Source organism: Dokdonella sp., from assembly GCF_035511235.1.
Classification (GTDB): domain Bacteria; phylum Pseudomonadota; class Gammaproteobacteria; order Xanthomonadales; family Rhodanobacteraceae; genus Dokdonella.
The window spans coordinates 148,472-170,957 of the sequence record NZ_DATKFQ010000012.1 but is presented as its reverse complement, the minus strand read 5'-3'; the positions used below and the strand labels follow the sequence as shown (position 1 = coordinate 170,957).

The 22,486-nt window shown below is 68.7% G+C and carries 17 protein-coding genes; 12 read left to right on the top strand and 5 right to left on the bottom strand.

Annotation, left to right across the window (positions count from 1 at the left end; all coding sequences use genetic code 11):
* Positions 1-24 precede the first annotated feature (24 nt).
* The 3 genes from VMR06_RS07175 (at position 25) to VMR06_RS07165 (ending at position 2,629) form a co-directional block, all read left to right on the top strand.
* Positions 25-1,491: a PLP-dependent aminotransferase family protein gene (locus VMR06_RS07175; protein WP_325374568.1), complete on the top strand. Its 1,467-nt coding sequence runs from the start codon at positions 25-27 to the stop codon at positions 1,489-1,491.
* A 118-nt stretch (positions 1,492-1,609) separates the two neighbouring features.
* A complete protein-coding gene (sufT, locus tag VMR06_RS07170; RefSeq protein ID WP_325374566.1) occupies positions 1,610-2,167 on the top strand; it encodes a putative Fe-S cluster assembly protein SufT in 558 nt (185 codons plus the stop codon).
* Between the two features lie 39 nt (positions 2,168-2,206).
* Positions 2,207-2,629 (top strand): hypothetical protein, encoded by a 423-nt coding sequence (locus VMR06_RS07165; protein ID WP_325374563.1) that lies wholly within the window; start codon positions 2,207-2,209, stop codon positions 2,627-2,629.
* Between the two features lie 16 nt (positions 2,630-2,645).
* On the opposite strand, the gene pyrH is transcribed toward VMR06_RS07165, so the two are convergent.
* The 3 genes from pyrH to rpsB all read right to left on the bottom strand — a co-directional run bounded on the left by pyrH (position 2,646) and on the right by rpsB (position 5,433).
* Entirely contained in the window at positions 2,646-3,371 is a 726-nt protein-coding gene (gene pyrH / locus VMR06_RS07160) for a UMP kinase (protein WP_325374560.1), read from the bottom strand.
* Between the two features lie 160 nt (positions 3,372-3,531).
* Positions 3,532-4,413 (bottom strand): translation elongation factor Ts, encoded by an 882-nt coding sequence (tsf, locus tag VMR06_RS07155; protein ID WP_325374557.1) that lies wholly within the window; start codon positions 4,411-4,413, stop codon positions 3,532-3,534.
* 135 nt (positions 4,414-4,548) lie between these two features.
* Complete coding sequence (rpsB, locus tag VMR06_RS07150; RefSeq protein ID WP_325374555.1) at positions 4,549-5,433, bottom strand: 30S ribosomal protein S2; 885 nt, start codon at positions 5,431-5,433, stop codon at positions 4,549-4,551.
* Positions 5,434-5,739: 306 nt separating this feature from the next.
* On the opposite strand from rpsB, the gene map reads away from it, so the two are divergent.
* The 9 genes from map (at position 5,740) to VMR06_RS07105 (ending at position 17,596) form a co-directional block, all read left to right on the top strand.
* A complete protein-coding gene (gene map / locus VMR06_RS07145; RefSeq protein ID WP_325374553.1) occupies positions 5,740-6,507 on the top strand; it encodes a type I methionyl aminopeptidase in 768 nt (255 codons plus the stop codon).
* Between the two features lie 7 nt (positions 6,508-6,514).
* Positions 6,515-9,184, top strand: coding sequence for a [protein-PII] uridylyltransferase (gene glnD, locus VMR06_RS07140; RefSeq protein WP_325374551.1), 2,670 nt, complete (start codon positions 6,515-6,517; stop codon positions 9,182-9,184).
* Between the two features lie 43 nt (positions 9,185-9,227).
* Complete coding sequence (dapD, locus tag VMR06_RS07135; protein WP_325374549.1) at positions 9,228-10,046, top strand: 2,3,4,5-tetrahydropyridine-2,6-dicarboxylate N-succinyltransferase; 819 nt, start codon at positions 9,228-9,230, stop codon at positions 10,044-10,046.
* Complete coding sequence (locus VMR06_RS07130) at positions 10,047-10,400, top strand: Spx/MgsR family RNA polymerase-binding regulatory protein (RefSeq protein WP_325374547.1); 354 nt, start codon at positions 10,047-10,049, stop codon at positions 10,398-10,400.
* On the top strand, positions 10,397-11,533 hold the full coding sequence (gene dapE / locus VMR06_RS07125; protein WP_325374545.1) for a succinyl-diaminopimelate desuccinylase: 1,137 nt from the start codon (positions 10,397-10,399) through the stop codon (positions 11,531-11,533). Before VMR06_RS07130 ends, dapE begins: the two co-directional genes overlap by 4 nt.
* A gap of 354 nt (positions 11,534-11,887) precedes the next feature.
* Entirely contained in the window at positions 11,888-13,741 is a 1,854-nt protein-coding gene (locus tag VMR06_RS07120) for a hypothetical protein (protein WP_325374543.1), read from the top strand.
* Between the two features lie 122 nt (positions 13,742-13,863).
* Entirely contained in the window at positions 13,864-14,340 is a 477-nt protein-coding gene (locus tag VMR06_RS07115) for a hypothetical protein (RefSeq protein WP_325374541.1), read from the top strand.
* The gene (locus VMR06_RS07110) at positions 14,337-15,530 is read left to right on the top strand and encodes a hypothetical protein (protein ID WP_325374539.1); all 1,194 of its coding nucleotides are present in this window, start codon (positions 14,337-14,339) and stop codon (positions 15,528-15,530) included. Before VMR06_RS07115 ends, VMR06_RS07110 begins: the two co-directional genes overlap by 4 nt.
* Before the next feature lie 89 nt (positions 15,531-15,619).
* A complete protein-coding gene (locus VMR06_RS07105) occupies positions 15,620-17,596 on the top strand; it encodes a hypothetical protein (RefSeq protein ID WP_325374537.1) in 1,977 nt (658 codons plus the stop codon).
* Positions 17,597-17,722: 126 nt separating this feature from the next.
* Here the strand turns inward: VMR06_RS07105 and VMR06_RS07100 are convergent, their stop codons facing one another.
* Positions 17,723-20,107: a penicillin acylase family protein gene (locus VMR06_RS07100; RefSeq protein WP_325374535.1), complete on the bottom strand. Its 2,385-nt coding sequence runs from the start codon at positions 20,105-20,107 to the stop codon at positions 17,723-17,725.
* A complete protein-coding gene (gene parC, locus VMR06_RS07095) occupies positions 20,107-22,347 on the bottom strand; it encodes a DNA topoisomerase IV subunit A (protein WP_325374533.1) in 2,241 nt (746 codons plus the stop codon). The genes VMR06_RS07100 and parC overlap by 1 nt, the downstream gene beginning before the upstream one ends.
* Positions 22,348-22,486 lie beyond the last annotated feature (139 nt).

Below are 22,486 nucleotides of genomic sequence, written 5' to 3'. Positions count from 1 at the left end.
CCCGGCCCCGGTCGAGAACGAATCATGCACGTGGAACTGGACGGTCAGGGACCTCGCTACGGCCAGCTGATCCGGGCCTTCAAGGATGCCATCCTGTCCGGACGGCTGCCGGCCGGCGCGCGACTGCCGGCGAGCCGGACGCTCGCCGCGGAGCTTGCGCTGTCGCGCAACACCGTCCTGGCCGCCTACGAGCAGCTGCAGGCCGAAGGCTTCCTGCTCGGGCGCGTCGGCTCCGGCAGCTATGTCGCGCCGATCGCGCTCGGCAAGGCCGCCACGCGCAAGGCGGCTGCGGCGCCGGTCGCGCCGCTGTCGGCGTTCGCGCGGCGTGCGCTGACGGTCGGCGATGGGGCATTCTCGGGTACCGGCCACACCGATCCGCTGCGCTACAACCTGCAGTATGGCCTGCCGCTGACCAACCCGGCGCTCGCGTCGGCATGGCGGCGCGAGATCGTGCGGGCCGCCGATACCGCCGATCCGGACTATCCGGATCCGCAGGGACTGGCGGCGCTGCGCGAGCAGATCGGCGACTATCTCGCGCGCCGCCGCGGCATCCAGGCCGATCCCGACGACATCCTGATCGTATCCGGCACGCAGCAAGCGTTCTCGCTGGCTGCGCGCGTGCTGCTGAGCTCGGGCGAGGGCGTGGCGCTGGAGGATCCGCATTATCGTGGCGCACGCCAGGCGTTTCTCGCGCAGGGCGCCAAGGTCCACGGCTGCCGGGTCGACGCCGAGGGCCTGGTGCCGCAGACCCTGCCGGCCCATGCGCGGCTGGCAGTGGTGACGCCGACGCATCAGTTTCCGACCGGTGCACTGCTGTCGCTGGCGCGACGCATGGCCCTGCTCGAATGGGCGGCGTCGCGGCGCGCCTGGCTGGTCGAGGACGATTACGACGGCGAGTTCCGCTACGGCGGGCGGCCGCTGGCGGCGTTGAAATCGCTCGACCGCGACGAACGCGTCATCTACATCGGCAGCTTCTCCAAGGCGCTGTTCCCGGCCTTGCGCCTGGGCTACATGGTCATGCCGAGCGCGTTGCGGCGCCCCCTGGTCGCCGCCAAGTGGCTCGAGGATCGCGGCTGCAGCGCGCTCGAGCAGGCCGCCCTGGCGCGCTTCATCGCCGGTGGCGGCTTCGAGCGCCATCTGCGGCGCGCGGCAGCCGCCCTGCAGTTGCGGCGTGCGGCGATGCTCGCCGGCCTGGCGCGCCACGCCGGCGCGGTGACCGAGGTGGCCGATTCGAGCGCGGGCATGCACGTGACCGCCTGGCTGCACGGGATCGGCCATGCCGAAGCCGAGCGCCTGGTCGCGCATGCACGCACGCGAGGCCTGGGCCTGCATACGCTGGCGCCGTACTGCCTCAAGCCGCCACCGCGTCCCGGTCTGCTGCTCGGCTACGCCGGCCTGTCGTCGGCGGACATCGAGGCGGCGATGCGATTGTTCGGGCGTTGCCTGCGCGAACTCGGCTTCGACGGGGCGGCGCGGCCGGCCGGCGGTTGAACGGCGGCGCTCCGTCCCGATATCACCGGAGCCGTGATGCGGACGCTGCGCTATGTCGCGCATGCGGCCGCGCCGTCATAATGCGCGACCGCCGCCCACCGCTCCCTTCGATCTGTCCATGTACGGTTACAGCCAAACGTCCGAGCCGGTTCGCTTCGAACGCGATTGCGAAGCGGTCATGGTGCCGCAAGGCGAGGTGGTGACGCTGCCGGCCGGCCAGGCCGGTTACGTCACCCAGGCGCTCGGCGGCAGCTTCACGGTCTACGTCGACGGCAATCTGTTCAGGATCCGCGGTGCCGACGCCGATGCGATCGGCAAGCCACCGCCGCCGCCGCTGGAGCTGCCCGAGGACGCCGACGACGCGACCGTGGAGCGCATGGTCTGGGACCAGCTCAGGACCTGCTTCGATCCCGAAATTCCGGTCAACGTCGTCGAACTGGGTCTCATATACGATTGCACGCTCGAGCATCGGCCCGACGGCAGCCGCGCGGTCAGCGTCCGCATGACCTTGACCGCGCCGGGCTGCGGCATGGGCGACATCCTCGTCGACGACGTGCGGACCAAGCTCGAGCTGGTGCCGACGATCGCCGAAGCCGACGTGGAACTGGTCTTCGATCCGCCGTGGAACCAGAGCATGATGTCCGAACTCGCCAAACTCGAGACCGGCATGCTCTGATTGTGGGTGGACCGATAGGCGGCAGGAGGGCGTTCGACGATGAAGAAGATCCGGGGCTGGGCGGTTGCGCTGGCATTGCTGCTGTGGAGCGTTGCGTTCAATCTGATCGTCTGGGGCGCGGTGCCGTCGCTGCCCGATGTCGGGCCGCAGATCGCGGCCTCGGCGCATCGCGAGGCGCCGCTGGCGACCACCTATATCGTGCTCGGCAGCGCCGTGGACGATGCGGTACCGGCGTTGCGCGGCTATGGCATGCGCTGGCTCGAGCGCGCCTGGAGCGAGGGATTCGCGCGCATCGCCGAAGACGGGCGCGTCGCGATGGATTTGATCACCGGTTCCACCTGGAACGGCGCGCACCGCTGGCTCAAGTTCGTCTACTGGCTGCCGCCGCTGCTGCTGCCGGTGTTCCTGCTGTTCTGGATCAGGCGGCCGCGCCAGGTCCGCCTGATGGGTGCGCGCCGCTGAGAGGGGCGTCGCCGGTTCAGTTGCGGGTGTCGACCAGGGTGCCGATCGCCTCGCCGTGCATGATCCGCATCAGATTGCCGGCCACGCCCATGTCGTAGATGCGCAGCGGCATGCGGTGATCGCGGCACAGCGCGATCGCACTGGTGTCCATCACGCGCAGGTCGCGATGGATGACCTCCTCGTAGGAGAGATGATCGTAGCGCGTCGCGGCCGGATCCTTGGTCGGATCGGCCGTGTAGACGCCGTCGACCTTGGTCGCCTTGAGCAGCAGATCCGCGCCGATCTCGACCGCGCGCAGCGCAGCGGCCGAGTCGGTCGTGAAGAACGGATTGCCGGTGCCGGCCGCGAAGATCACGATGCGCCCCTTCTCCAGGTGACGCACCGCGCGGCGGCGGATGAAGTCCTCGCAGACCTCGTTGATCTTGATCGCGCTCATCGTGCGCGCGTAGCCGCCGGCCTTCTCGATCGCGTCCTGCATCGCCAGCGCGTTCATGACGGTCGCGAGCATGCCCATGTGGTCGCCGGTGACGCGGTCCATGCCGGCTGCCGCCAGCCCCTCGCCGCGGAAGATGTTGCCGCCGCCGATGACCACGCCGACCTGCACGCCCGCCCGCTGCACTTCGATGATCTCGCGCGCGAGGCGCTGGATGACCTTGGGGTCGATGCCGTAGTCGGCCTCTCCCATCAGGGCCTCGCCGGAGAGCTTGAGCAGGATGCGGCGGTAGGCGATCGGGTCGGTCATCGAGCTCTCCAGTCGGGCAAAACGGTGAAATTCTACCTGAAGCGGCTCGATGAAAATCAGATGACGAGGTTTTCGGAGCCCGATCGGCCTGCGGCACGAGCGCGCAACGAAAAGGCCGCGGTTTCCCGCGGCCTTTTCGTTCTCAGCCATGCGTCCGGCTTCAGGCCAGGCCGGCCTGCTTCATGACTTCGGCCGCGTAATCCTCGACGACCTTCTCGATGCCCTCGCCGACGACGAGGCGGTGCATCGAGACGACTTCCGCGCCTTCCTTCCTGAGCACGGCGCCGACGGTCTCGTTGCTGTCGAGCACGTAGGGCTGACCGGTCAGGGTGACGTCGTTGACGATCTTGTTGATCTTGCCGCTGATGATCTTCTCGAGGATCTCGGCCGGCTTGGCCTTGTCCTTCTCGGACATCTTGGCCAGCTCGATTTCCTTTTCCTTGGCGATGAAGTCGGCCGGGACGTCTTTCTCGGCCACGTACGGCGGGTTCATCGCCGCCACGTGCATCGCCAGGCCGCGCGCGAGATCGGCCGATCCGCCCTTGACCTCGACCAGCACGCCGATACGGCCGCCGTGGACATAGGCGCCGACCGTGTTCGGCGTGTCCAGCGCGACCAGGCGGCGGACCTGCACGTTCTCGCCGACCTTGGCGATCAGCGCCGAGCGCGCTTCTTCGACCGTGCCGCCGTCCGGATAGGCGGCCGCCTTCAGCGCCTCGACGTCGGCTGCGCCGGCACCGGCCACGGCTGCCTTGGCGACCTTGTCGGCAAAGCCGAGGAAGTTCTCGTCCTTGGCGACGAAATCGGTCTCGCTGTTGATCTCGACCAGGGCCGAGCGCGAGCCTTCCTGCGCCAGCACGACGCGGCCTTCGGCGGTGACGCGGTCGGCCTTCTTGTCGGCCTTGGCGAGGCCGGCCTTGCGCAGCCACTCGATGGCAGCTTCGATGTCGCCGTTGTTCTGGGTGAGCGCCTTCTTGCACTCCATCATGCCGGCGCCGGAACGCTCGCGCAGTTCCTTGACCAGCTGTGCGGTGATTTCCATCGGATGACCTCGATTGCTTGCGACGCCGGAAACGGCGCCGCGCGAAAGAATGGGACACGGGTGTGACGGCGGCCCGCCCGGGAGCCGCACGCCGGAACCGGGGCGCGCCCGCCGCAGCGGACGCGCCGATACGGCTTACTCGCTCTTGTCGGCGCCGCCGCGCGGACCGTCGCCGCGCTTGCCGGCCGGTGCGCCGCGGCGGTTGTTCGGCGGGGCCTTGCGCGGAGCCGGCTTGTTGCGGCGGTTGTCGCGGTCGTTGGCATCCTTCTTGGTGACCGGATTGCCTTCGGCGTCGAGCTCGACGAACTCGTCCTTCTCGCCGGCCGCGATCTGCGGGGCGGCGGCCTTGCCTTCCAGGACCGCGTCGGCGACCGCACGGGCGTAGAGCTGGACCGCGCGGATCGCGTCGTCGTTGCCCGGGATCGCGTAGTCGACCAGGCTCGGATCGTAGTTCGTGTCGACGACCGCGATGACCGGGATGCCGAGCTTGCGCGCTTCCTGGACGGCGATGTTCTCGTGGCCGATGTCGATCACGAACAGCGCGTCGGGCAGGCGGTTCATGTCCTTGATGCCGCCCAGCGACTTCTCGAGCTTCTCGCGCTCGCGCTGCAGCGCCAGCACTTCGTGCTTGACCAGGCGGCCGAACGTGCCGTCGGTCTCGCCGGCCTCCAGCTCCTTGAGGCGCGCCACCGACTGCTTGACGGTGCGGAAGTTGGTCAGCATGCCGCCGAGCCAGCGCGCCGCGATGTAGGGCATGCCGCAGCGGGCGGCTTCTTCCTTGACCGCGTCGCGCGCCGAGCGCTTGGTGCCGACGAACAGGATCGAGCCGCGCTTCTGCGCCAGACCCGACACGAAGTTCATCGCGTCGTTGAAGAGCGGCAGGGTCTTCTCGAGGTTGATGATGTGAATCTTGCCGCGCGCGCCGAAGATGTAATCGGCCATGCGCGGGTTCCAATAGCGGGTCTGGTGTCCGAAATGCACGCCCGCTTCCAGCATCTGGCGCATCGTGACCTGAGGCATCGTTGTCGACTCCAATCGTGCGTGGGCCGCCGCGCCGGTATCATGGCGGCGTCGGTGGGGCCCGGGGTTGAGACCTCCACGCATCCGCCGCTTGCGACCCGGAACCTTGGGTTCAGGGCACCCCGAAAGCGGTGACGATGCGTGTGCGGATTTGGCCGTTCGGCCAGTTCATGGTCTTGCCGGATTGCCCGGCAGGCCATATTTCCGTAACGCCGCCGGCTACTTACGCTGGCGGCACTACGAAACCGTAGAATCATACGCCGTCGCCGACTTCCTCACAAGCCACCCGGAGAACCCACCGCTCTCATGCACGTCAAGATCAAGACCCCCGAGCAGATCGCCAAGATGCGCGAGGCCGGCCGCCTGGCCGCCGAGGTCCTGGAACTGCTCGTCGAGCACGTCAAGCCCGGCGTGACCACCGAGGAGCTCGACCGTATCGCCCACGATCACATCGTGCACGTGCAGAAGGCGGTGCCGGCCAACGTCGGCTACAAGGGCTATCCCAAGACGCTGTGCACGTCGGTCAACCACGTGATCTGCCACGGCATTCCGAGTTCGACCAAGGTCCTCAAGGACGGCGACATCGTCAATATCGACGTGACCGTGATCCGCGACGGCTGGCACGGCGACACCAGCCGCATGTACTTCGTCGGCCAGCCCTCGGTGCTGGCCAGGCGGCTGGTCGACACCACCCTGGAGGCGATGCTGCGCGGCATCGCCCAGGTCCGGCCCGGCGCCACGCTCGGCGACATCGGCCACGCGATCCAGCGCCATGCCGAGTCGAACGGCTTCTCGGTCGTGCGCGAGTACTGCGGGCACGGCATCGGCCAGATCTATCACGAGGATCCGCAGGTGCTGCATTACGGCCAGGCCGGTTCGGGCATGCGGCTCGAGAAGGGCATGACGTTCACGGTCGAGCCGATGCTCAACGCCGGCAAGCCGCAGACCCGCCTGCTGCCGGACGGCTGGACCGTCGTCACCCGCGATCACTCGCTGTCGGCGCAGTGGGAGCACACGATCGTCGTGACCGACGACGGCCACGAGATCCTGACGCCCTGGCCGCAGGCAGCCTGAGTCCGGCATGACCGGTGCGGCGACCGACCCTCAGGACACGCCGAGCGCCCCGGCGCTGCCCGTCCTGCGGCGGCTGGCCGATCCGATTCCGCGTTCCGGCGTCGATGCGACGGCGCGGCTGGCGCTGCGCCAGTTCCTGGCCGACGGCGACCGCGACCTCGGTGGCGCGTTCGGCGACGGTGCGGCGGCGACCGATCTGGCTGCCGCGCGCGCCGCGTTGATCGATCGCATCGCCGTCCACGTCTGGCAGGCCTGGGTCGGCGACCGCGCCGGCATCGCGCTGCTCGCGGCCGGCGGCTACGGCCGGCGCGAGCTGTTTCCGCATTCGGACGTGGACCTGCTGATCCTGGCCGACGGTCCGATCGGCGACGCGCGCCAGCAGCGCGCGCTGGAGATGTTCCTGTCCACGCTCTGGGACGTGGGGCTCAAGCCCGGCCATGCCGTACGCGATCCGGCGAGCTGCCGCGCGCTCGCGCAGAGCGACGAGACCGTCTACTCGAACCTGCTCGACGCGCGCATGCTGAGCGGCGATGCGGCGCTGGGCTCGGCGCTGATCGGCGCGCTGCCCGACGCCGGCCTGTGGACGCCGGCGGCATTCCTCGAGGCCAAGCGCGCGGACCGCGCCGCGCGGCGCCGGCGCTTCGGCGACACCGCCTACAACCTGGAGCCCAATCTCAAGGAGGGGCCGGGCGGATTGCGCGATCTGCAGCTGATCGGCTGGCTCGAACGCGTGCTCGGCACGGCGCTGCTCGACGAGGAAGAGCGGGCGGCCGTCGCTTCGGCGCGCGAGCGGCTGTTTCGCGTCCGCTACGCGCTGCACCTGCAGGCCGGGCGTCCGGAGGAGCGGCTGCTATTCGACCATCAGCGCGCGCTGGCGCAGCGCTTCGGATATCGCGACGAGAGCCGGCGCAATCTCGGCGTCGAGCAGTTCATGCAGCGCTATTTCCGTGCGACCGGACGCATCGCGGCCGCCTGCGACGACGCGATCGACCGGGCGGCCGAGCATCTCGAACCGGCCTCCACGCCGATCGCGCGGCTCGGCGACGGCCTGGTCCGCATCGGCGATCGCCTCGACCTGGAGGACGCCGGCGTGCTCGCGCGCGAGCCGCAGCGTCTGGTCGGCCTGCTGGCGGCGCTGGCGCGCGTGCCCGGCGTCACCGGTCTGCGCGCCGGCACCACGCGCGCGGTGAGGCGTCTGCTGCGCGATCCGGATTTCGACCCCGACCGGGCCGAGGTGCTGGCCGCCGTGCGCGAGGTGCTCGAGGGCGACACCGTACAGGCGGTCGCGACGCTCTCGACGATGGCGCGCTACGGCCTGCTGGCGCGGCTGATTCCCGGTTTCGCGCGCGTCAGCGGCCGCATGCAGTACGACCTGTTCCACGTCTACACGGTCGACGAGCACACGATGCGCGTGCTTGGCTTCATGGCGCGTTTCGCAGGCGCGGACGCCGGCGAGGAGTTCGCGCTGGCGCGCTCGATCTTTCCGCGCCTGCCGCAGCCTTCGCTGCTGCTGCTCGCCGGCCTGTTCCACGACATCGCCAAGGGGCGTGGCGGCGACCATTCGGTGCTCGGCGTCGAGGATGCGCAGCGCTTCTGCGACGCGCTCGGGCTGCCGCGCGCCGACGCCGAACTGGTGGCTTGGCTGGTGCGCTGGCATCTGCTGATGAGCACCACCGCGCAGCGCCAGGACATCACCGACCCGGAGGTCGTGCACCGGTTCGCCTCGGAGGTGGCCGACTGGGAGCGGCTGGACTACCTGTACCTGTTGACGGTCGCCGACATCTGCGGCACCAGTCCCAAGCTGTGGAACTCCTGGAAGGATCGTCTGCTGTCGGATCTGTACGGCGCGGCGCGCTTCGCGCTGCGCGAGCGGCGCGAACTGCCGCCGCTCGCAGCCGAACGCGCCGAAGCCTGCCGCGCGCGGGCGCGGCGCCTGCTGGCCGGCAGCGGTCTCGACGAGGCGGCGATCCAGCGCGTCTGGAGCGCGTTCCCGGAGAGCAGCTTCCTGCGCTACAGCCCCGACCAGATCGCCTGGCAGACGCGCGCGATCGCCGAGGCCGGCGAGCTGCCGCTGGTCAAGGTCCGGCCCGAGGGACTGCGCGGCACCAGCGAGGTGTTCCTGCACGCCGCCGATGCGGACGGCCTGTTCGCGACGGTGACCGCGGTGCTCGACCGCAAGCAGCTGGACATTGTCGAGGCGCGCGTGGTGACCTCGCGCTCGGGTCACGTGCTCGACACGTTCCTGGTGCTCGACGCGCAGGGTCGCATGCTGAGCGCCGAGACCTGCCTGCAGATCGAGCGTCAGCTGGCCGATCTGCTGCGCCGTCGCGCGTTCGATGTGATGCCGGCGGTGCGCGCGCTGCCGCGAACGCTCAAGCATTTCCAGGTCGAGCCGCGCATCGTGTTCCGTGCCGATCCGGCCCGGCAGCGCACGCGGCTGGCCTTGATCTGCTCGGACCGCCCGGGCCTGCTGGCGGCCGTCGCGCAGGCCTTGCGCGATTGCGCGATCCGCGTCCACGACGCGCGCATCGTCACGTTCGGCGAGCGAGTGGAAGATTTCTTCGAAATCACCGACGATGCCGGCCAGCCGCTCGATCCCGCCGCCCAGGATGCCCTGCGCGCGGTGCTGATGGATCGACTGCTGCCCGCCGCCTCCGCGGCATCGGCCGGCGCCTGATCCGGCGGCGCCGCCGCCGGACTTCCTATCGAATGTGGAGCACATGATCGAACAAGTGATTGAAGCGGCGTGGGAGCAGCGCGCCCATCTGGATCCCGAACATGTCGAGTCGACGCTGCGCCCGGCGGTCGAGCAGGCGATGGATCTGCTCGAAAGCGGCGAGGCGCGCGTCGCGCAGCCGGACGGGCAGGGCGGCTGGCAGACCCAGGCCTGGCTCAAGAAGGCGGTGCTGCTGTATTTCAGGATCAACGGCAATGCCGTCGTCGACCGCGGCGCGATGCCGGGCTTCGACAAGGTGCCGCTGCGCTTCGTCGATGCCGACGAGGCCGCGTTCCGCGAGGTCGGCGCGCGCTTCGTGCCGGGCTCGCTGGTGCGCCGCGGCGCGCACATCGCCTCGGGCGTGGTGCTGATGCCGAGCTACGTCAACATCGGCGCCTACGTCGGCGCCGGTACGATGGTCGATACCTGGGCCACGGTCGGCTCGTGTGCGCAGATCGGCCGCAACGTGCACCTGTCCGGCGGCGTCGGCATCGGCGGTGTGCTCGAGCCGCTGCAGGCCGCGCCGACGATCATCGAGGACGACTGCTTCATCGGCGCCCGCTCCGAAGTCGTCGAGGGCGTGATCGTCGAACGCGGCAGCGTGATCGGCATGGGCGTGTTCCTCGGCCAGTCCACGCGCATCTACGATCGCGCGTCCGGTTCGGTCAGCTACGGCCGGGTGCCGGCCGGCAGCGTCGTCGTGGCCGGTTCGCTGCCGGCGGCCGACGGCAGCCACAGCCTGTACGCGGCGGTCATCGTCAAGCGCGTCGATGAGCGTACGCGCGCCAAGACCGCGATCAACGACCTGCTGCGGGGGGACTAGATGACCACGTTGTACGGCCTGACCCAATGCTCGACCTGCCGGAAGGCACTGACCTGGCTGCAGCGCCATGGCATCGAGCACCGGTTCGTCGATTACCGCGATCATCCGGTCGCGCCGGCCACGCTCAAGCAGTGGGCCACCGCGGTCGGTGGATTCGAGAAGCTGGTCAATCGCACCGGCATGACCTGGCGCAACCTGCCCGACGCCCGCAAGCAGCCCGGCAGCGATGCCGAGTGGACGCTGCTGATCCGCGAGTATCCGGCCCTGGTGCGGCGCCCGGTCGTGGTCGTTGCCGACGGCGCGGTCAGCCTCGGCTTCAGCGACGCCCTGTTCAAGCGCCTGTTCGCGACGTGAGCGCGGTCTTCGACCTGGCCTGCGCGCTGATCGAGCGCGCCTCGGTGACGCCGGACGATGCCGGCTGCCAGGATCTGCTCGGCGCGCGCCTGGCCCGATGCGGTTTCAGCTGCGAGCGGCTGCGCTACGGGCAGGTCGACAATCTATGGGCCACGCACGGGCAGGGCGGTCCGGTGCTGGTGCTGCTCGGCCACACCGACGTCGTTCCGAGCGGACCGCCGCAGGACTGGACCGATCCGCCGTTCACGCCGACCGTCCGTGCCGGCCGGCTGTACGGGCGTGGCGCCGCCGACATGAAGGGGAGCGTGGCGGCCATGTGCGTGGCGCTCGAAGACTTCGTCGCACGACACCCCGATCACGCCGGCACGGTGGCGCTGCTGGTCACCTCGGACGAGGAGGGCATCGCGCTGGACGGCGTGCGTCGCGTCGCGCGCACCTTCGTCGAACGCAGGCAGCGCATCGACTGGTGCATCGTCGGCGAGCCTTCGTCGCGACGGCGGCTCGGCGATCTGATCCGCGTCGGACGCCGCGGCTCGCTGACCGGTCGCCTGCGCGTCGCCGGCGTCCAGGGGCACGTCGCCTATCCGGAGCAGGCTTCGAACCCGATCCATGCGTTCGCCGCGGCGCTGGCCGAGCTGACCTCGATCCGCTGGGACGAAGGCGACGCCGCTTTTCCGCCGACCTCGTTCCAGGTCTCCAACATCGCTGCCGGTACCGGCGCCGACAACGTCATCCCCGGAGAACTCCGCGCGACGTTCAATTTTCGTTATGGCATCGCCAGCAGCGCGGATGGACTGATCGAGCGCGTCGAGTCGCTGCTGCGTCGCCATGGCCTCGACTTCGAGCTGGCCTGGCACCGTTCCGGCGAGCCGTTCGTGACCGCCGAGGGCGCCCTGCGCGAGGCGGTCACCACGGCGATCCGCATGCGCTGCGGTGTGGAAGCCGAGGCGAGCACCGGCGGCGGCACGTCCGACGGCCGCTTCATCGCGCCGCTGGGCGCCGAGGTCGTCGAGCTCGGTCCCTGCAACGAGAGCATCCACAAGGTCGACGAATCGATCGCGCTGGACGAACTCGAGGCACTGCCGGGGCTGTACGAAGACATCATCGAACGCATGCTCCGGCTTCGCCGCTGAGCAGATCGGGCGCTTCGTCCAGTCCACCGGTTCAGACACCCTCGTCATCTGAGCTTCCAGTCCTTTCGCGCTATGGAGCGGCGCTTTGGGCTGTGCTAGGGTTATATGTTATGACCGGACGATCGACTCGCCGGAGTTTTTGCGACGCCGCATTTCGTACGGCACACTTCGTAAAGACTTCGGCCCGGCGCTGCGGCGCCGTACGGGTGATACGCGGCAAGCGGACTGCGCCTTATTCTTGGGAATGGCCCGGCCGGGAGGTCGGGTCGGATGGCGGGGGATTCGACGTTGTACGAAACGCAGTGCGCTGAACGACGGATTCGGAGGAGCGGTTTCCGCTCGCTCGGCATCCTGATGCTGGTTCTACTGTCCCTCGCCACCGCCTCGGTCGCGGCGCTGGACTTCACGCCGCACGGCACGCAGCCGGGTCTGTTGAGCAACCTCAACGACGCATCGGCCTGCTCTTCGTGTCACCGTGGCTACGACGCGACGACCGTGCGTTTCCTGCCGCACAACACCTGGGGCGGCTCGATGATGGCCAATGCCGCCCGCGACCCGCTGTTCTGGGCGGCGCTCGACGTCGCCAACAACGACATCCCCGGTGTCGGCGACTACTGCATCCGATGCCATACGCCGCGTGGCTGGCTGCGCGGGCACTCGACCAAGCCCGAGAACGGCGGTGCGCCGAACCCGCAAGGTGCGCTCGGCTGCCTGCTCGAAGGGGGATACGATCGCCCCGACGGCAAGCTGAACGACTATGGCGGCGTCGATTGTCATTTCTGTCATCGCATGATGCCCGAGGGGCCGCAGGCGCAGCCGCTGTTCCTCGAGAACGCCAATTTCTGGGTCGACGATGCGCTGGAGTGTCTGACTCCGGATGGCTCCGGTTACGGCGGACCGTGCCGGCGCGGACCTTACAATTACACCGACGGCCACCTCACGCCGCCGCACGGCTGGGTCTATTCGGCCTATCACGAGAGTTCGGCGATCTGCGGCAACTGTCACAACGTCACCTCGCCGCAGACCGATGCCGGCACCTACGCCCAGACGCTGCATCTCAACGACGGGACCAACACCGGTATTCCGTTCCCGATCGAGCGCACCTACAACGAATGGAAGCAGAGTCTGTTCGGTGACGCGATCTTCCGCGATGGTCTGAGCGAGGCGCCGGCCGGCACACCGGCGGTCGCGCGCGCCGAGCAGTGCCAGCAGTGCCATATGCGCGACTCGCAGGATCCGGCAGCGAAGGCCTGTCAGCAGAATCCGGCAGGCTCCCGCACCGGCAATCTGCCCTTGCACGAGCTGGCCGGCGGCAACACCTGGATTCCGGCGATCATCAAGGGTCAGTACGGCGGTTCCAGTGGACTGGATCACGACGCGGACTACGACCAGACCATCGCCGCGGCGCGCCTGATGCTCGAGTCCAGCGCGCAGGTCTCGGCGAACGTGACGGCGTATACCGCACCCTCGCCGGGTAGCGCCGGCTCGATCAGCGCGAACGTGGACATCGTCAATCTGAGCGGACACAAGCTGCCGACCGGCTACGCCGAAGGACGGCGCATGTGGATCAACGTCCAGGTCCGCGACGGGAATGCCAACGTCGTCGCCGAAAGTGCCGCGTACGACCCGTCCACCGGCGTGCTGACGCAGGACGCCCAGTCCAAGGTCTACGAGGCGTTGCAGGGCATCTGGGACGCGGGTACCAGTACCTGCAAGACCGAGGAAGGCGGCCGCAAGCTGTTCCACTTCGTGTTGAACAACTGCATCGCCAAGGACAACCGCATCCCGCCGCTCGGGTTCCGTCCGAAGACCGCCCAGGATCCGAACGGCTACGAGACGCGTCCGGTCGGCTACACGTATCCGGAGACCACGCCGGGCTCGGGCGTATTGGTCAATCGCGATCGTACGCCGTATACCTTTACGATTCCGGCCGGCACCCAGGGCCCGATCAGCCTTCGCGTCGCGCTCAAGTACCAGATCTCGAGCAAGGAATACATCGAGTTCCTGCGCGACGAATCCGTCGAGCACGGATTCCCGGCCGAGAACACCCTGTGCGCGGGCGGGCCCGACCGGCCGTTCGACTCGGGCCCGCAGTCGCAGAGCCGCGGTGAATACATGTATGCGCTCTGGAACGATCCGGCCTACGGCAAGTCGCCGCCGGAAGACGTTCAGGTGGTTTCGGTTCCCGCTGCAAGGCCTGCACGATGAAATTGATCGCGGCTGTATTGTTCTCGTCGGTCGGTGCGCTGCTGCTCAACGCCTGTACCTCGCCATCGGCACCCGAAGCGGTCGAGGAACCGATCGCGAGCGCGGCGCCCTCGGACGGCCGCATGAGCGGCTACGTCATGCTGAGGCGCTATCAGGACCGGTTCAACGTGGACGGTCAGGAGGTCGTGCGCGACGTCGAGTATGGGTGGGACTACGCACGCGGCATGACCGTGCTCAAGATGTTCGACACCGATGGCCGGCTGGTATCCAGCGAGGACCGTCCCGGCGAGTCACTGCGTCTGAACGAGGCGGAGAATGCACGGGCCGAGGCGCTGGTCCGTACGCATCCGCAGCTCGAACAGATTCTCAACCAGCCCGGCGACACGAAGATCTGGATCGGCGGCTTCATCCTGCGCGAACCCGACGATCCGTTCTGCAAGCCCGGATCGCGCTGCGTGCATGTGATCGCCTCGAAGGATCAGGGGAATACACCCGTCGCTCACGCCATCGTCGACCTGATGCGTGACCGCGTCGTTTATCCGTTCTATCACCAACAGGCCGGCAGCGAATCCGGCAAGCGCTCGGAGAAGTCGTCATGAAATCGCTTCATCACGCAAGTCTGGGACTGCTGTTGCTCGGCCTCATGGGTGGACAGCAGGCGCTCGCCGCGACCCCAACGTGCAGCGGCAGCGAAACCAAGTTGAGCTGGCCGGCCGTCAATCCGGTCTGGGAGATGTGCTGGTTGCGGCCGAGCCAGAGTGCCGGCCCGGACGGGTCCGGTCTCGAGGTGCGCGACGTCCATTACAACGGCATTCCGGTCATGCGCCGGATGCACGCTCCATTGTTGTTTGCCGAATATCGCAACTCCGCAGGCGGCAACTGCTACCGCGACTGGAAGGACGAGAACGCGAACATTCTGTCGGTGCCCGCGGTTCGCAATACGCTCGGCACGCCGCCCTTCGGCTCCTACGCGAAGACTGCTTGCGACCGTTCGCTCGATCCTACCGCGTCCTACGGAACCTGCCCCTACGGTCTGTCGATGCCCGGAGCGAGCTGCGGGTCCGGCGTCACGATCGAAGACCTCGGTGACGAGGTGCGCCTGACCACGCAGTACACGGCCGGCTGGTACATGTACAGCTCGCGCTTCGCGTTCTTCAAGGACGGCCGTATCCAGCCGTACTTCGGCTTCGGCAACATGGACGGCACGTACAACGAAGTGACGCACTGGCACCACAACTATTGGCGCTTCGAGTTCAACATCGACGGCGACGGCGATCAGATGATCAGCGAGAACGGGGTCGACAAGACGACCGAGTTCTCTGCGCTTCGCAGTCTCACCGGTGGCGTCAACGGCGGCCCGACCACCTGGGAAGTGCGCAACGCGACCAGTGGCCGTGGTTATCGCCTGGTACCCGGCAGCGGCGACTACGTCGTCCCGACCAACGAATCGGGCCGCGGCTTTCACACGGTGGACGTGATGGGCACCAAGCAGATCGATGGCGAATATGGGGATCGCACCGACAACAGTCTCGGCGCCTGCCAGATGAACCAGGGCGCCTTGGTCAACGGTCAGGCGATCGATCACACCACCGTCGCGCTGTACTACCGCGTCGCAGTCCGCGACAGCACGGCCAACAACTGGCCGCCGGGATGCAGTGGCGGTACCTGCATCGCGCAGGATTCGATGGTCTGCAAGAACACCGGACCGATGCTGGTACCGTTCGGCGACTGGTCCGATTACATCCACGTCAGCGGCATCGAGGGTCCGATCAACGGCGCGTCGCCCTGACGCATATCGTCCTCCGCAATTCACTAGACGGCAGGTCCGCAGGAAGCGGGCCTGTCACGTCTTCTCACGTTCAACTGGCTAGGGGCTCTATGAACACTACTGTCGGATTGGTTGGCAAATCTCTCGCGATCGCCGTGGCGATCGCACTGTCCGGCGCGGCCGGAATCGTCCAGGCGGCGGACATCGGCCGCGACATCAAGCCCGGCAGTGCCGAGCACTGGTCGGCCTGGGGCGGCACGGTCGGCGTGCGCTGGAACCGCGAGCTGGCCGAGGACATCGGCCTGGCCATCGGTCAGGCCAGCGGCAAGCACGCGCAGCTGAGCTGGCGCGAACACGAGATGTTCGACCTGCGCCAGACCGGCAGTCTCGAGTTCGACGTGCGCAACAGCAATCTCCACGATTTCATCGGCGGCTCGCTGCAGGCGCGCGGCGGCTATGTGATCGAGTCGCCGGCCGGCCGCATCGACCTCAGGGACTTCCGCCTGAGCCCGCGCGCGGGCGACGAGCTGATCCTCGACATCGTCGGCGGCGACGGCAATGCCTGGTTCTACATCGACCGGCTGATGTACGAGCTGATCGACGGCAATCAGCGTCTGGCCGTACGCACGATGGATCTTCGCATTTCGCCGGAGCTGGCCGCGCGACTGGGCCATCCGGAAGTCGCCAACTGGGCGATCGCCGACATGCAGATGACGACCGACGTGCTGCGCCAGGGCGCCAATCCGCAGCAGCCCAGCGGCGGCTTCAAGTGGCACGACACGCCGGTGCCGGGCGCCGGCGGCGCGGTCTACCAGGCCGATCTCTTCATGCAGACTTTCAATGCGCAGTACAGCCGTTGCGACGGCTGCACCGGCGAAGGCGGCAATGGACGCGTGGTGTTCACGCCGTCCTCGACGCTGCGCAACAACGTCAACAACGGCACGCAGCAGGTCACGATTCCGAACGATCCGCTCGGCACCAGCAGCGCGCTGTATGCGGCCGATATCCCGTGGTGGCAGAAGTTCACCGGCAACCACGAGCCGTACGGCAACGACCAGCATCCGTTCCTGATCTGGAACCTGTACCGCCTCAACGCCGACGGCTCGATCGACCAGATCGGCCGCTCCGGCGTCAAGCACGCGTTCCTGACCACCAACTCCGGCTGCCTGGATCACCCGGGCACGAGCCAGGTGCTCGGCCGCGGCTGTTCGGACACCTACGGTACCGGCAACAACGACAGCAACAGCGATCTGGGACCGCGTTCGGAGATCGTCCCGGCGACCAACCAGTGGGGTCGCTGCGGGTCGATCTACGACGTCAACTGCGACGGCTCGCCGAACAGCTCCGGCAACGGCAACTTCGACCAGCGCATGATCACGCTGGAGTCGCAGTTCAGCGGTCCGGCCCATGCCGGCGCGACCTATCTGTTCGAATCGTGGTACCTGGCGCGCCAGGACATCAACATCTCCAACTCGATGGCGACCAAGCGCGTCACGTTCACGCGCAATTCGAGCACCTGGAGCATCGGCGGCAACGATCAGTACCGCCTCGGTCCGGCGATCGATCGCTGGGTCGATCCGAGCGCGCCGGGCGCGAATGCGCGTTCGGTCGCGCTGAGCAGCGCCGAAGGCAATACCCGGGTTGCGGTCAAGGTCACCGACCTCGGCGGCGGGCAGTGGCGCTACGACTATGCGGTCATGAACCTCGACTTCGCACGCGCCAAGACCGAGGGCAGCGAGCCGAACCTGCGCGTGCTCAGCAACATGGGTTACGACAGTTTCAGCGTGCCGATCGGCGGTGCCACGATCACCGACATCCGCTTCAGCGACGGCGACGTCGATACGACCAACGACTGGAGCGGCGCGATCTACAACGGCAGCGTGCTCTGGGCGACGCCGAACAAGACCAATCCGCTGAACTGGGGCACGATGTTCCGGTTCTCGTTCGTCGCGAACCAGGCGCCGTCCGAGAATGCCGCCGAGCTGCATATCGCCGAGCGCGGCACGCCGCAGGTCGTCAACGCGAGCGGGGTGCTGGCGCCGGTCGCCGCGCGGCCGAAGGCCTCGTTCGGCAACAACGCACCGTGATCGGCTGCCGGGGCAGTCGGCCCCGGTGACGCCTGGAACGCCCGGCTCCGGCCGGGCGTTTTTTTATGTGCGTTTCTCGGACGCGACATCCGCGGCCGCCTGCGTCGGCATCGAGGCCGAATCGCCTCAACGCACGGCCGGCTCGAACCTCAGCTGATGCCGCGGCGGCCCCGGCAGGAACGGGGTCGGCGCACCGCGCGCCCAGTCGGCATGGCCGGCGCCATAGAACGGCGACAGCGGATGACCGCTCTGGCCGCCCGGCATGTGCAGGTAGCCTTCCTGTTCGGCGCCCGGCGAGACCGCGAAGCGCTCGGACGCGCCGAAGCTGCGGCCCTGCACACGCGGCATGTGGCTGTCGCCGGGCAGCGCCTGGGCCGGCATGTCGAGCCAGCGTCCGAGCAACGGCGGCAAGGCGCGCGACAGCGGATGGCGGATCCGCGTCGTGTTGCGCTCGCCCCAGGTGCGCGCGGCGATGCCGCCGGGCTCGGCTCGGAGCCGGGCGGCGACGCGTAGCGCGGCATCGCCGAGCAGGGCGTCCCAGCTCGCGTGGCCGGGCGGCAGCAGATGCGCCGGGCGGAACAGCAGCAGCGCCGATACGGCATGCTCGAACTGATTCAGCCGCGGCAGCGCGAAGTCCGGGAAGCGCGTCCGCACGGCGGCCGTGAAGCCTCCACGCACGGTCTGGACGACCTCCTCGCGCCAGGCGCGCACGATGCGGTAGCCGACCGAATCGACGTCGGCCTTGCCGGTCCAGTCGGCGAGCGCCGCGCGCAGCGCGTCGCGATCCGGTCCGGCTGCCATCGCGTCCAGCTGACGCGCCAGGGCGTTCTTCCACGATTCGAGCAGCGTCGCCTGGTCGTCGAGCTGGATCGCGAGCATGTCCTGCGGCGTGAAGCGCTCGCGCGCCGCGAGGTCGTCGCGGATGCGCATCGCGCGGACGCCGAGGTCGTAGCCGCCGTCGCCGAGCACGTCGAGCCAAGGCGATTCGACCATGCGCTGGTTGCCGCTCCAGATGCGCTGCCACGGCGGATCGGCGATCAGCGGGTGCTGCGCGGCCTCGATCCAGCCGTCCCAGCCGACGCCGGGCCGGCTCCAGTCCGACGGCAGGCTCGCATCGTAATCGCCGCTGCGCCTCGGGATGCGGCCGGCGATGGTCCAGGCGATGTGGCCGGCGCGGTCGCCGACGACGAAGTTCTGCGCGGGGATCCCGCTCGACTGCGCGATCGCGACGGCCTCGTCGACCGTCTCGGCGGTGTCGAGCGCGAGCAGGCCGAGATCGATCGCGCCGGGCCGATGCGCCGCCCAGGCCAGCGCCAGCGGCGTGCCGTCGGCATCATCGGCGAGCAGCGGTCCCCAGGCGGTTTCGCGCACGTCGAGCGCGATGTCGGCGCCGCCGTGCACGGCGATCGTCTCTCGGATCGTCGCGACCGGCGCCCAGCCGTCGGTGCTGCGATAGCGGTCCGGATCGGCCGCGTCGATCGAGACGCGGACCCAGTCGGCGAAGTCGCCGTAGCTGTTCGTGAATCCCCAGGCGACGCGGCCATTGCTGCCGGCGACGATCGCCGGCATGCCCGGCAGCGAGACGCCGCTGACGTCGACGTCGCGGCCGGCACGGCGCGGATCGGGATAGACGAACCGCGCGCGAAACCAGATGTTCGGCACGCGCAGGCCCAGATGCATGTCGTTGGCAACCAGCGCCGGTCCGCCGGCCAGCGCGCCCGATACCGCGAAGGCATTGCTGCCGGGGGTCTCCTGCGACGGCGCGACGGCGGCCGGATCGGCCGGTGCGAGCGTGCGCAGGTCGAGTTCGGCCGGCGTCGGCAGCGCCGGCCAGCGCAGCGGCGGACCGGCCAGCGGCGCGTCCCAGCCGCCGCCGGAGGCGGTCACGAAGCGGTAGGCCGTCTCGGACAGCGCGGCATGCAGGCGCGAGAGTCCGAGCTCGCGCGCGTTGCCGGCATCCTGCAGGTCGAAGAACATCGCCGCCACGACCAGCAGGCTGTCCTCGCTGCGCCACGGCGCCGGCGCAGTGCCGGTCAGCAGGTAAGGAAACGGCCGCGCGTGCAGCGCGCGGAGGCCGGCATTGACGCCGTCGCGATAGCGGTCGAGCGCGTCCCTGTGCCCTGTCGGGAGCCGATCCAGTGTCGCGGCCAGGCGCGCACGCATGCGGTGCACGCGCGCCTGGCGATCGAGCGGTACGGCCGCCTCGCCGAACAGGGCAGCCAGTTCGCCGGCAGCGCTGCGCCGCATCAGGTCCATTTCGAAATAGCGCTCCTGCGCATGCACGTAGCCGATCGCCCAGGCGAGGTCGCTGCGATCGGCAGCACGCACCGTCACCGAACCGGCCGTGTCGCGCTCGACCGTCACCGGCGCGCGCAGCGCCGCGGCGGCGACGTCGCCGTCCAGCTGCGGCAGGCTGGCACGCAGCAGCGCCCAGGCGGCGGCCGCGGCGATGCCCGAGAGCAGGATCGCCGCGGCGAGCAGGCGGCCGGCCCAGCGCAGCGTGCGGCGCATCAGCCGCTGGCCTCGATGCGCTCGACGCGCTGGAATCCGCGCGGCAGCAGGCCGCCGCGTCCGGCGCGTCCGCCGCCGTACTCGACCAGATCGGCCCACTTGAGGATCAGCTTGCGCTGGCCGGCGTAGAGCGTCACCTCGCCCTTGCCTTCGGCGATCACCGCGACGCCGGCGACGCGTTCGCCGGCCGCGAACTTGGCCTTCGGGATCTCGATCAGCTTGTTGCCGCGGCCGCCGTTGTCGAGCTCGGGCAGGTCGGCGACCGAGAACATCAGCAGGTGTCCGGCGGTCGTCGCGACGACGATGCGGTCGCGTGCCGGATCGGCGACCAGCGGCGGCGCCAGCACACGGCTGCCGGCGTCGATGTTCATCAGCTGCTTGCCGGCCTTCTTGTTGGCCAGCAGCGTCTCGAAGCGCGTCACGAAACCGTAGCCGGCGTCGGAGGCCATGACCAGGCGCGTGCCGGCATCGGCGACCGCGATCGTGTCGATCCGCGCGCCGGCCGGCAGGCTGAAGCGGCCGGTGACCGGCTCGCCGTTGCCGCGCGCCGACGGCAGTGCATGGGCCGGCAGCGAATAGCTGCGGCCGGTCGAGTCGATGAAGGCCACTTGCTGGGTCGTGCGTCCCCTCGCAGCGACCAGATAGGCGTCGCCTTCGCGATAGTTCAGGCCCGGCGCATCCACGTCGTGCCCCTTGGCGGCGCGTACCCAGCCCTTCTCGCTGAGCACGATCGTGACCGGCTCGCTGGCGACCAGGGCCGACTCGTCGAGCGCCTGCGCGATCTGGCGCTCCACCAGCGGCGAGCGGCGGTCGTCGCCGTACTTGCGCGCGTCCTCGCGCAGTTCGTCCTTGATCAGCGTCTTGAGCCGCGCCTTGGAGTTCAGCAGCACGTTGATGCGCGCGCGTTCCTCCTCGAGCTGGTCGCGCTCGGCGTTGATCTTCATCTCCTCCAGGCGCGCCAGCTGGCGCAGCCGCGTCTCGAGGATGTAGTCGGTCTGCTCCTCGCTGAGCCTGAAACGCGCGATCAGGACCGGCTTGGGCTCTTCCTCGGTGCGGATGATGCGGATCACCTCGTCGAGGTTCAGATAGGCCGTGCGCAGGCCCTCGAGCAGGTGCAGGCGCTTTTCGACCTTGCCGAGCCGGTGCTGCAGGCGCCGCGTCACCGTGTCGGTGCGGAAGCGCAGCCATTCGGTCAGGATCTGCTTGAGGTTCTTGACCTGCGGGCGGCCGTCCAGACCGATCATGTTGAAGTTGACGCGGTAGCTGCGTTCCAGGTCCGTCGTCGCGAACAGATGCTGCATGGTCTCGTCGAGGTCGATGCGGTTGGAGCGCGGCACCAGCACCAGGCGGATCGGGTTCTCGTGGTCGGACTCGTCGCGGTAGTCCTCGAGCATCGGCAGCTTCTTGGCCTTGGCCAGCGCGTCGATCTGCTGCAGAACCTTGGACGGCGAGACCTGGTAGGGCAGGGCGGTGATGACGAGGTTGCCGTCTTCGCGCGTGTAGACCGCCCGGCAGCGCACCGAGCCGCCGCCGGTCTCGTACATCGCGATCAGCTCGGAGGCCGGCGTGATGATCTCGGCGGCGCTCGGGAAGTCCGGGCCGCGGACGTGCTCGCACAGGTCGCGCACGCTGGCGTCCGGATCGTCGAGCAGCCGGATGCAGGCGCTGGCCAGCTCGCGCAGGTTGTGCGGCAGGATGTCGGTCGCCATGCCGACCGCGATGCCGGTCGAACCGTTCAGCAGCACGTGCGGCACGCGCGCCGGCAGCCAGGCCGGCTCCTCGAGGGTGCCGTCGAAGTTCGCGGTCCAGTCGACCGTGCCGTGCGCCAGTTCCTCGAGCAGCAGCTCGGCGATCGGCGTCAGCTTTGACTCGGTGTAGCGCATCGCCGCGAACGACTTGGGATCGTCCTGCGAGCCGAAGTTGCCCTGGCCGTCGATCAGCGGGTAGCGGTACGAGAACGGCTGTGCCATCAGCACCATCGCCTCGTAGCAGGCCGAATCGCCGTGCGGATGGAACTTGCCGATGACGTCGCCGACCGTGCGCGCCGACTTCTTAGGCTTGGCCGCCGCGTCGAGTCCGAGTTCGCTCATCGCATAGACGATGCGCCGCTGTACGGGCTTGAGTCCGTCGCCGACGAACGGCAGGGCGCGGTCGAGCACGACATACATCGAATAGTCGAGATAGGCCCGCTCGGCGTAGTCCTTGAGGGCGATCTGTTCGTAGTTGGCTTGCAGGTTCATCGGCTTCTTCGCGCGATCGGGCCGGTTCGGTCCGGTCAAAGGATCCATTGTGCCGGAACGCGGAAAAATGCGCTGTCCCTGTTGCGCCGCACACGTCAAAACGGTATCAACAGCGACCTTTTTCCTTGCATCTTTTTCA

Coding starts and splice junctions, on each gene's coding strand:
- VMR06_RS07175 (WP_325374568.1), top strand. CDS start 25: ATGCACGTGGAACTGGACGGTCAGGGACCTCGCTACGGCCAGCTGATC.
- sufT (WP_325374566.1), top strand. CDS start 1,610: ATGTACGGTTACAGCCAAACGTCCGAGCCGGTTCGCTTCGAACGCGAT.
- VMR06_RS07165 (WP_325374563.1), top strand. CDS start 2,207: ATGAAGAAGATCCGGGGCTGGGCGGTTGCGCTGGCATTGCTGCTGTGG.
- pyrH (WP_325374560.1), bottom strand. CDS start 3,371: ATGACCGACCCGATCGCCTACCGCCGCATCCTGCTCAAGCTCTCCGGC.
- tsf (WP_325374557.1), bottom strand. CDS start 4,413: ATGGAAATCACCGCACAGCTGGTCAAGGAACTGCGCGAGCGTTCCGGC.
- rpsB (WP_325374555.1), bottom strand. CDS start 5,433: ATGCCTCAGGTCACGATGCGCCAGATGCTGGAAGCGGGCGTGCATTTC.
- map (WP_325374553.1), top strand. CDS start 5,740: ATGCACGTCAAGATCAAGACCCCCGAGCAGATCGCCAAGATGCGCGAG.
- glnD (WP_325374551.1), top strand. CDS start 6,515: ATGACCGGTGCGGCGACCGACCCTCAGGACACGCCGAGCGCCCCGGCG.
- dapD (WP_325374549.1), top strand. CDS start 9,228: ATGATCGAACAAGTGATTGAAGCGGCGTGGGAGCAGCGCGCCCATCTG.
- VMR06_RS07130 (WP_325374547.1), top strand. CDS start 10,047: ATGACCACGTTGTACGGCCTGACCCAATGCTCGACCTGCCGGAAGGCA.
- VMR06_RS07120 (WP_325374543.1), top strand. CDS start 11,888: ATGCTGGTTCTACTGTCCCTCGCCACCGCCTCGGTCGCGGCGCTGGAC.
- VMR06_RS07115 (WP_325374541.1), top strand. CDS start 13,864: ATGAGCGGCTACGTCATGCTGAGGCGCTATCAGGACCGGTTCAACGTG.
- VMR06_RS07110 (WP_325374539.1), top strand. CDS start 14,337: ATGAAATCGCTTCATCACGCAAGTCTGGGACTGCTGTTGCTCGGCCTC.
- VMR06_RS07105 (WP_325374537.1), top strand. CDS start 15,620: ATGAACACTACTGTCGGATTGGTTGGCAAATCTCTCGCGATCGCCGTG.
- VMR06_RS07100 (WP_325374535.1), bottom strand. CDS start 20,107: ATGCGCCGCACGCTGCGCTGGGCCGGCCGCCTGCTCGCCGCGGCGATC.
- parC (WP_325374533.1), bottom strand. CDS start 22,347: ATGAACCTGCAAGCCAACTACGAACAGATCGCCCTCAAGGACTACGCC.